Annotated in this window: 12 protein-coding genes; 7 read left to right on the forward strand and 5 right to left on the reverse strand. The window is 67.6% G+C overall.

Annotated elements, in window-relative coordinates:
* Positions 1-61: 61 nt before the first annotated feature.
* Complete coding sequence (locus ACSBP4_RS09485; protein ID WP_435552068.1) at positions 62-451, reverse strand: PPOX class F420-dependent oxidoreductase; 390 nt, start codon at positions 449-451, stop codon at positions 62-64.
* A 165-nt stretch (positions 452-616) separates the two neighbouring features.
* On the opposite strand from ACSBP4_RS09485, the gene ACSBP4_RS09490 reads away from it, so the two are divergent.
* From ACSBP4_RS09490 to ACSBP4_RS09500, 3 genes are all read left to right on the forward strand, one after another.
* On the forward strand, positions 617-904 hold the full coding sequence (locus tag ACSBP4_RS09490; RefSeq protein WP_435552069.1) for a hypothetical protein: 288 nt from the start codon (positions 617-619) through the stop codon (positions 902-904).
* Between the two features lie 78 nt (positions 905-982).
* Complete coding sequence (locus tag ACSBP4_RS09495) at positions 983-1,711, forward strand: hypothetical protein (RefSeq protein WP_049905808.1); 729 nt, start codon at positions 983-985, stop codon at positions 1,709-1,711.
* 139 nt (positions 1,712-1,850) lie between these two features.
* Complete coding sequence (locus ACSBP4_RS09500; RefSeq protein ID WP_435552070.1) at positions 1,851-2,105, forward strand: DUF7511 domain-containing protein; 255 nt, start codon at positions 1,851-1,853, stop codon at positions 2,103-2,105.
* 82 nt (positions 2,106-2,187) lie between these two features.
* On the opposite strand, the gene ACSBP4_RS09505 is transcribed toward ACSBP4_RS09500, so the two are convergent.
* Complete coding sequence (locus ACSBP4_RS09505) at positions 2,188-2,463, reverse strand: PadR family transcriptional regulator (protein ID WP_006181375.1); 276 nt, start codon at positions 2,461-2,463, stop codon at positions 2,188-2,190.
* A 185-nt stretch (positions 2,464-2,648) separates the two neighbouring features.
* Between ACSBP4_RS09505 and ACSBP4_RS09510 the strand changes: the two genes are divergently transcribed.
* Positions 2,649-3,218 (forward strand): NUDIX hydrolase, encoded by a 570-nt coding sequence (locus tag ACSBP4_RS09510; RefSeq protein WP_435552071.1) that lies wholly within the window; start codon positions 2,649-2,651, stop codon positions 3,216-3,218.
* Between the two features lie 67 nt (positions 3,219-3,285).
* Here ACSBP4_RS09510 and ACSBP4_RS09515 read toward each other — a convergent pair whose 3' ends face one another.
* Both ACSBP4_RS09515 and ACSBP4_RS09520 read right to left on the reverse strand, forming a co-directional pair.
* Complete coding sequence (locus ACSBP4_RS09515) at positions 3,286-4,356, reverse strand: hypothetical protein (protein ID WP_435552072.1); 1,071 nt, start codon at positions 4,354-4,356, stop codon at positions 3,286-3,288.
* Positions 4,357-4,692: 336 nt separating this feature from the next.
* The gene (locus tag ACSBP4_RS09520; RefSeq protein WP_435552073.1) at positions 4,693-4,884 is read right to left on the reverse strand and encodes an HVO_0649 family zinc finger protein; all 192 of its coding nucleotides are present in this window, start codon (positions 4,882-4,884) and stop codon (positions 4,693-4,695) included.
* Between the two features lie 105 nt (positions 4,885-4,989).
* On the opposite strand from ACSBP4_RS09520, the gene ACSBP4_RS09525 reads away from it, so the two are divergent.
* Positions 4,990-6,873: a bacterio-opsin activator domain-containing protein gene (locus ACSBP4_RS09525; RefSeq protein ID WP_435552074.1), complete on the forward strand. Its 1,884-nt coding sequence runs from the start codon at positions 4,990-4,992 to the stop codon at positions 6,871-6,873.
* Between the two features lie 108 nt (positions 6,874-6,981).
* On the forward strand, positions 6,982-7,182 hold the full coding sequence (locus ACSBP4_RS09530) for a DUF1328 family protein (protein ID WP_006650178.1): 201 nt from the start codon (positions 6,982-6,984) through the stop codon (positions 7,180-7,182).
* Between the two features lie 29 nt (positions 7,183-7,211).
* Here the strand turns inward: ACSBP4_RS09530 and ACSBP4_RS09535 are convergent, their stop codons facing one another.
* Entirely contained in the window at positions 7,212-7,874 is a 663-nt protein-coding gene (locus ACSBP4_RS09535) for a helix-turn-helix domain-containing protein (protein WP_006650179.1), read from the reverse strand.
* A 92-nt stretch (positions 7,875-7,966) separates the two neighbouring features.
* Here ACSBP4_RS09535 and ACSBP4_RS09540 point away from each other — a divergent pair, with 92 nt between their 5' ends.
* Positions 7,967-9,160, forward strand: a complete 1,194-nt coding sequence (locus tag ACSBP4_RS09540) for an FAD-dependent monooxygenase (RefSeq protein WP_435552075.1) — start codon at positions 7,967-7,969, stop codon at positions 9,158-9,160.
* Positions 9,161-9,282: the final 122 nt, after the last annotated feature.

A 9,282-nucleotide genomic window follows, 5' to 3' on the forward strand; every position in this document is an offset into this window, starting at 1 on the left:
TTCGACCGGGGACTCGCAGCGGGACGGCCGCTGGCGTTCGAGAGCGACGTCCCATGGCGGGTCACAGGACCCGATCCGGCCGAATCCGCAAAATCACGCGCTCGGTTTCGATCGTCGGCTGGTACTCGTCGACGTCCTGATAGCGCCGGGCCAGTTCGTCGATGTGGGCTCGAGCGCCGTCGGTCGTGATCTCCTCGACCTCGCCGATTACCGAGAGGAATCGGTAGGGATCGTCGGGATCGGTCATGCTGACGCCGACGCCCGGGTTGTTCCGGACGTTGCGCTCCTTCTGGCGGCCCCGCTCGGTGTTGATCAGCAGGCGGTCGTCGGCCGCGTCGTAGTCGATCCAGACCGGCGTGACGTGGGGTAGTCCCTCGTCGGTCAGCGTCGCGACGTGGGCGAACGTTTCCTTCTCGAACAGGTCGTGAAACTCTTCGGGGATCGAGGCCATGGGCCTCGGTTCACCGGCCCCGTTCTTGGGTGTGATGCCTACATCGACCGGGATCAAGGCGTTACCGACCGGCGACGGCCTGACTGGCCCGTTCCGGCCGCGTGCGGAGACGACCACGCACGTGCCGCCTGACGGCTTATCCGGGTCGCTCCCGACCCGTTGCGTATGACCGACGACCGGCCCCCGACTCGGCGACGCGTACTGCAACTGACCGGAGCGGTCGCTTCGACGGCCCTCCTCGCCGGCTGTGGCGGACCCGGCGGTGGCGACAACGAGAGCGACGACGAGACCGAGGCCGAAGAGGGGACGGGCAACGGACAGGACATCGAGGAGGACGAGGAACCGAGTACGGACGACGGCCCCAATGAAACCGCCGGCAATGAAACCGAAAACGCGACCAACGAAACGGGCGGCGATAACGAGAGTGAGAACACGACCACCGAGAGCGAGTAACTCATCCGCCCGCGTCGCACCGTCCTGCCAACACCCCGTGGCGAAACCGTTACCGGCCCCCGGCCCCTCGATCGAGTGATGACCGACGGACTCGAGGCGGACGTCGAAGGGGCGGACGACGTCGCCCAGCAGCGCGACGAGCTGGCGACCCGGGTGCGGACCCACGCCGGCCGGATCGCACGGGAGTTGGCCGTTTTACAGGGCGGCGACTACGGCCAGAAGACGTTCACCACCGACGCCGGCAGCTGGACGCTCAAGTACGAGGCCGGCGACGTGCAGTACCTGCGATACGAGCCCCAGTCGGGGTCGGAGATCTACGCCGTCTCGAGCAAGCAGCCGCCCGAGCCCGACGCGCTCGAGCGGGCGATGACCGACTACGACGCCTTCGTCGCGGCCTTCAACGAGTACGTCCGGTCGTTCGAGGACCTCTTTGCGGACGTACCGGAGACGTTCCCCGAGGTCGAATCGACCGCGGAGCTGGCCGCCCAGCGGGATCGAACCCTCGAGCGGATCCGCGAGGTCTGTACCGCGATGGCTGGCCAACTCCACCGCTACGACGGCGACTACGGCACCTACGCGACGACGATCGACGGGACCCGCTGGGAGCTGAAGTGGGACGGCGACGCAGTCTCCTATCTGCGCGTCGGCGGCGAGGACGGGATCTACCTCCTCTCGCAGTACGGGCCGCCGCCGGCCCCCGAAGTTCGCCGACTGGTCGACGACGTCCCCGCGTTCGTCACCGCGTTCAACGACCACGTGCGGGATCTCGAGGCCGACCTCGAGACGGTCGCGTTCGAGTCGAAGTGAGCCCGCCGCCGGGGTGTCGCCGTGTCGAAGGCTGGCGAACGGCCGGCGCGCTCGAGGCCGTTTTCGAACGGTACCGAGTTCACGTGACCCCTCTATACTCCAACTAGTAGCCGTTTTTACCGCCCAGCCCCTACTACCGGTGGCGACGACGCTCGCCGAGATCACCATGGACGGCGCTACTGACGGGACCGACGGGGGAACTGGCAACGAGGACGCGACCAACGACCGAGCCGGACCCGCCGATGCGGCCCTGTTCGAGGCCGTCGTGGTCCGCTACGAGTCGGAATGCGATCGCTGTACGCTCGTGCCACGCGACGGGTCGACCGAGGCGAAGCTCAATGCCTGGCTCGCGGCGGATCTCGAGACGGTCGTCGATCTCGACGACGCACGGTGATCGCCGCCCAGCGGCCGCCGATCGGTCTACCGACGAGAGGCGTGGCTCCCGGGCTGGGTCAAAACGGCCACGGCGTCAGAAGTCACACGTCGACGTACTGGTCGACCCACTCCTGACGGCGTTGCAGTGCGCGTCGGCCCTTGGGCGTCAGCGCGTAGTAGTTCGTCCGGCGATCGAGTTGCCCCTTTTCCACGAGGTCTTTCTCGACGAGCGTATCGAGGTTCGGATACAGCCGACCGTGTGTCACCGGCTGCTCGATGTAGTCGTTGATATCGTCGAGAATGGCCTGTCCGGACGGCCGATCTTTCCCTGCGATCACGTACAACAGGTCACGTTGGAAGCCAGTTAGCTGGTCCATGGATCACCCTCTGAGTGACGACGTTCACCTCGCTGTGGCTTTGTTATAGAGCGGGTACGTCGGCCGACCGAACCGGAACGGACCGCGTAGGATCGGTACCGGCCGCAAACGGCGCTTGCCTGCACCCCGAGCGCGACCGCGGACACGACGCGGCGTTTTTGACCCGGACGGCCGTAGCCGCCGTTGTGCCAACCGATTCGCTCGAGTGGGAGACCCGCGACCGTCGCGTAGCCTACTCCTGTCCGGGGTTCGACGTCGTTAACGAGTCCGTTCGACTCCCCGACGGGACCGAAACCGACTTCGATTACCTCTCGGAGCCGGCCAGCGTCTGTGTGCTGCCGTTGACGCCAGAGGGTGACGTCGTCTGTATCGACGAGTGGCGACAGGCGGTCTCCCGGGTCAGCCACGGGCTCCCCGTCGGCGGCACCGAACCCGAGGACGACGACCTCGAGGCGGCGGCGCGCCGCGAACTCGCCGAGGAGACCGGCCACGAGGCCGACGAGCTGGAGCCGCTGGTGACCGTCGAACCGGCAAACGGGATCGCCGACGCCGTATTGCACCTCTTCGTCGCCCGGGGCTGTCGGCCGACCGCCGAACAGCGCCTCGATCACAACGAGAGCATTCGCGTCCGAACCCGGTCGCTCGAGGCGCTGACCGATGCGGTGGCCGACGGCGAGGTCCGCGACGGTCGGACCGTCCTCGCACTCTCGTACTACCGACTGTTCGGGCCGGACCGGGACTCGGGCGAAGCATAGTCGGCCGGAGAGCAGCGATGAAAGGCCGCGGAGCGGCTACGGGGACCGGGGCAACCGCCGTCCCGCGTCACCCGGTTTCGTTGGCTGCTGTCTCGTTTCCGCTCTCGTTTGTGGCCGTCCCGTTCTCGCTCTGTGGCTGCTCGAGGGCGGCCTGTAATCCGTCGGTTTCACCGAGGGTGACACTGCTCGCGGCGACGTCGTCGATCGTCATCGATCCGGCCTCGAGCGACGGGATCGTCTCGCCCGCCATCTCGTCGTCGGTACCGGTCGGTTCCGTTTCGTTGCCAGCCGTCTCGTTGCCGGCGGTTTCGTTCTCTCCAGTCTCGTTCGCCGTCGTTTCGTTTCCGCCGGTCTCGTTGCCCGCCGTCTCGTTCCCGTCGGCCTGTGTCTCGAGGCTGCCGACGGTCATCGAGGTGACCGTGATCTCGTCGACGTCGAACTCCTCGACGGTCAGTTCCTCGATATCCTGTGTGCTGGCGTTCTCGCTCTCGTTGGCCTCGCCGTCGCCGTCACCGCCGAACAGGCCGCCGATGAAGTCGGAGATGCCCGAGAGGATGCCGCCACCGTCGTCCTCGACAGTCAGGTCCTCGACGGTCAGTTGCTCCGTGGTCATCGACTCGATCGTCATGTTCCCGACGGTGACGTTCGTGGTTTCTTCGTCGATCGCCTGCGCGATGCCGGCCGACGAGTCGTTCTCGCCGGCGGCGCTCTCGTTGTCGGTCGCGTTGGCGCCATCGGTTCCGCCGAGGTCCTCGATCGAGACGTTCTCGAGCGCGAGCGACTCGAACGCGACGTTCGAGATCGTGACCTCGTCGCCCGCGGACTCGTTGCCGGCCGCGGTGTCGTTGCCGGCGGACTGGTCGTCCGCGGACTCGTTCAGTGCGTCTTGGAGCCCCTCGCTGTTCTGGATGTCCAACTGCTGGACGCTGAGTTCTTCGATCGTGGCGTTTCGAACCGTGACGTTCTCGAGTTCCAGCGTCCCGACCTGGACGTTCTGTAGCGTTGCGCTCGTGTCGCTCATGTCTCCGGCGTCGTCGTTCGCGGCCGGTGCGGTTGCCCCTGCGAGGGCGGGACCCCCCGAGAGCGCGACCAGCACGGCGACGAACGCGACACCGAGTGTTCGTGGTCGTGAAACCATACGGACCGACGTAGGAGCGATCCCCGGCTAAAACCGGTCGACTGTTACGGGATTAGACCGGGGAAAACAGCCCTTTCGAGCCCGGAACCGATCGATCGCGGTCATCCGACCCCCGTTCGACTGCGTCGGCTGCGACCGACCGCAAGCGATCGGCAGTGCCCGCCGGATCGACGCCGCGACGACTGAAACCGACGATTCTGCGCCATCCAGTCGGTCTCAGTTCCTCGTTACCGACGGCTCCTGCGGAAAAAGGCGGGTTTCCGTCCGAAACTGGGCGCACGACGGTCGGCGTCGCCGCTCGCGAACGGCTGCGGTCGCCCGAGTCCCGGCGAGCGATCACTCGAGGCGGAGTTCCCGGGTTTCGACGGCGTCGCAGGTGGGACAGACGAACTGGTAGCGGACCCGGCCGCCGGACGTGGTCACGCGCCAGCCGCCCTCGGTGTCGACGTAGCCACACTCCGGACAGCGACGCTCGGCCTCGTCGAACTTCTCCCGGAGCCGCTCGAACGGTGATCGATACGCTGGCATGTGTTACACTACACCGTGGTAGTATTTAACACTCTAGCCTGCGACGCGGCTGGGATTGTTCGTCCGATCGCAACGGTTCTTAGGGATCCGTCCGTATACGGAGGTATGGACGATGTGGATGCGGACCGGCGTGGTAACGTCGGCGACCCCGCGGCCGCAGCACGTGCCCTCGAACACGTCGTCGATCCGCTCGTGGCGGTCGCTGACGGAACGATCACGTACGCGAACGAGGCCGCGCGCGACGCCTTCGGGATCGGCGAGGCCGACCGCGACGCCGCGACCGCACTCCCGGGCTACTGGGACCGGCTCGCGACGGCGATCGACGAGACGACGGTCGGCACCGTTCGCCGGGTCGATTTCGACGACGATCGGCAGGGCGCGCGGATCCACCGCGGGGTCGACGGCGCGACGATCACGTTCGACCGCGGGGCGACCGGCGCCGACGACGAGGGGGCACTGGCCGGCACTCGGGACCGACTCGTCAAGGACCGCGCGCTCGAGGAGGCGCCGGTCGGGATCACCATCTCCGATCCCGACATGGAGGACAACCCGCTGGTGTACGTCAACGAGGCCTACGAGGAGATGACCGGCTACGAGTACGACGAGGTGGTCGGTCGGAACTGCCGGTTCCTCCAGGGCGAAGACTCCAGCGAGGCGGCCATCGCGGAGATGGCGGCGGCCGTCGCGGAGGACTACCCGGTGACCGTCGAACTCAAAAACTACCGGAAAGATGGGACCGAGTTCTGGAACGAGGTGACCATCGCGCCCGTCCGCGACGAGGACGGCGCGGTGACCAACTACGTCGGCTTCCAGAACGACGTCACCGCGCGCAAGGAGGCCGAACTCGCACTCGAGGAACGGACCGAGGAACTCGAGTACATCCTCGATCGCGTCGAAGGGCTGATCCAGGACGTGACCGCGGTCGTGGCGGGCTCGACGGATCGATCGGAGCTCGAGAGCGAAGTCTGTGAGCGGATCGCCGCCGAAGACGGCTACGACGGGGCCTGGATCGGAGAACGGAACCCCGCGACCGGCACGATCGACGTTCGCTCGAGTGCGGGCAGCGGAGCGGACCGCCAGCAGCTCGAGACCGGGGCGGACCATCCCGCCGTCGAGACCCTCGAGACGACCGAATCCACCGTCGGCACGGTCGAGGGCCGCACCTGTGTCGCCCTGCCGCTGTCGTACAACGGCATCGAGTACGGCGTGTTGACGGTTCGGGCCGACCGGGACCGGGACGTCGACGAGCGGGAGACGGTCATCCTCTCCGCGCTGGCCCGATCGATCGCAAGCGGTGTCAATGCCCGCGAAACGAGCCGGGTCCTCGCGACCGACGCCGTCGTCGCCGTCGAACTCGAGCTGGCCGACCGGTCGTTCGCGCCGGCAGCACTCTCGTCGGCGGCTGACTGTCGGCTGGAGTACCGCCGGTCAGTTCATCGCACCGGCGACGAGACGGCATCGCTGTTTACCGTCGCCGGTGCAACCGGCGAGGATCTCACCGCGGCAGTCGCGGACCTCGAGGGGGTCGATTGCCGGGTCGTCGTCGAACACGACGACGAGTGTCTGGTCGAACTGACCGGCGACTCCGGCCTCGTCGGCTGGCTCTCGGAACGGGGCGCCCGAACGCAGGCGATCGAGGCCGAGGACGGCCGGGCACGGGTCACCCTCGAGATCCCCCGCTCGGCGAACGTCCGCTCGATCGTCGAGGCCATAGAGGACCGCTACGACGGCACCGACGTCCGTTCGTTCCAGCAACGCGAACGCGAGGGCGAGACCCGCCAGGAGTTCGCCGCCCGGCTCGAGGAGGCGTTGACCGACCGCCAGTTCGGGGCCCTACAGCGGGCCTATCTCGGCGGCTACTTCGAGTGGCCCCGGCCGACGACCGGCGAGGAACTCGCCCAGTCGATGGGTGTTTCGCGGCCGACGTTCCACGAACACCTGCGGACGGCGGAGGCGAAGCTCTGTCGCGCGTTCTTCGGGGACGCGTAACCCCCGGCCCGGACTGTCTTCGCTCGTGACCTGTAGCCACGGCTTAGGACCCAGAACGGTCGTGGACGGTCGCGGAGGTTTATGTGAGCAGTCGTGGGAGCGATGAGCATGTTCTCGTTCACGATGCCGCTGCAGAACGTGCCGCTGCAGACGGGTGGTGGGTTCCTGTACTGGGCGATCATCTTCTTCGTCCTCGCGATCGTCGCCGCCGCCGTCGGCGCCCGCGGGGTCGCCGGCATCTCGATGGAGATCGCACGGATCTTCGTGCTGATTTTCATCATCCTCGCCGTGGTCGCGCTCCTGTTATAGCCGCGGTCTCGCGGGCGGCCCGGCCCCGATCAGCGGACCAGCGCCTCGAACACTCGCTGCTCGATCTTGCGGAGATGTTCGCCCGCGGTCACCGGTGCGATCCCGACGGCGGCCGCCACGTCCTCGTGGGTCGCCTGCCGCGGTGCGGCGTAGTAGCCGACCTCGACTGCCGCCTCGAGGACCTCCCGCTGGCGGGCCGTTAGCAGTCGCGTGAACGCTCTTTCGTCGGGTTCGTACGTCCCCGTCTTGACGACCTCGAAGGTGAGCGGGAGTTCCGACATCACCTCCCGGAACAGGGTCCGGAGGGCCGACTCGCTTCCGAGATGGGTGACTCGGAGCGAGCCGTCGTCGGTAATGCGGATCGGCATTTCGATGACGATGTCCGAGTCGCGCTCGAGTTCGAGGAGCCGGCGCATCGGAGCCGTCGGCTCGAACTGACTCACCGCCATCCACCGCCCGGTCCGCTCGCCGGAGACCATGTGATCGACCACGTGTGGCGAGTCCCGCATGATCTCCGCGTACCGATCTCGATCGCCGCTCCCCTCCGCGAGCAACAGCACCGTCCCGTCGGCGAGTCGTTCGACCTGATGGATGGCTTCCCGACCGATCGAGGGGGCCGCCGAGAGCGCCTCCCCGACCGGGTGGAACGCACCGCTCTCCGTCGGGCGAACGAGAACGGTGAGATAGCGCATACCCGCCCATCGCCGTCGCTCGAACTTAAAGCACAATGCATACGCTGCAGTTCGCGCTTCGCTGTGGCGCTCGAAGACTGGATATGACCCGGATGCAAGCGACACTCGACGTCGCCGTCGTCGGCGGCGGTATCTGTGGCCTGACGACGGCGATCGCACTCGAGCAACGCGGCATCGAACCGACCGTCTACGAGGCGGCATCCGATTACCGACCCGTCGGTGCCGGCATCCTCCTGCAGGCGAACGCGCTTCTCGTCTTCGACCGACTCGGCATCGTCGATCGGGTCCGAGCGGCCGGGAAGCCGCTCGAGGACGTCCGGATCCGCTCGCCCGCCGGGCGGGTCCTGTCGCGGTTCGACCTGAACGGCGTCGAACGGTCCGCGTTCGGGTACGGAGCGGTCGCGATCTACCGCGCCGACCTACAGCGGATCCTGCTCGACGAACTCGACGGCACGGTCGAAACCGGGACGGCATGCACAGCGGTCGACGCGGGGGAAACGCCGACCGTTCGGTTCGACGACGGCACCCGCGTTCGGCCGGACGTGGTCGTCGGCGCGGACGGCATCCATTCGACCGTCCGCGACGCGGTCGTGCCCGACGTCGAATTGCGGACGCTCGACAGCGTCGTCTACCGGGCGGTCGCCGAGATCGAACTGCCGCCGGCACACCGTGCGCTGGGGTTCGAGGTGTGGGGCGACGGCACGTACGCGGGCGGCGCGCCGATCGGCGACGACCGGTTCTACTGGTTCGCGACTGTGGCCGGACGACAGGCCGAGTCCGCGGCGACGACTCGAGACCAACTGTCGCCGCTTCGGAACCGGCTCGCCGATTATCCTGAGCCGATGCCGTCCGTTGTCAACTCGCTCGAGTCGGACGATGTCGTCGTCACCGCCCTGGAAGACGTTCCGCCGCTCGAGCGGTGGTCTCACGGCTCGGTCGTCCTCGCCGGCGACGCGGCACACGGGATGTATCCGTTCGCCGGGCAGGGGGCGGCACAGGCGATCGAGGATGCACTCGCCCTGGCCCACTCGCTTGCCGCCCGCGAGGAGCCGTCCGCGGCCATCGACGCGTACGTCGCCGAGCGGATGCCGAGAGCCGAGCGGGTTCGCTCCGAGTCACATCGCCTCGGCACGATCGCGACGATCCGCTCGAGGATCGGCTGTCGAGTACGGAACCTCGCGTTCGGCCTCTGTCCGGACGCGGTGTTCCGCCGCGCTCGCCGGACCCGGATCGCCGGGACCTCGCTCCCGACGACCCCGGACGCTGGCCACGGGACGGGCGACTGACCCCCGCTCGAGGCCGACCGTCCGGTATCGGTTACGGTGTCGGAGTCCCCGTTCCGTCTCGAGAGAGTCCGCCTTCGAATCGGCCCCCGCTCGCGAGTTGGCGGCTCGCGATCGGTGTCGGA

This window comes from Natrinema sp. CGMCC1.2065, from assembly GCF_051225675.1.
GTDB classification, from domain to species: domain Archaea; phylum Halobacteriota; class Halobacteria; order Halobacteriales; family Natrialbaceae; genus Natrinema; species Natrinema thermotolerans.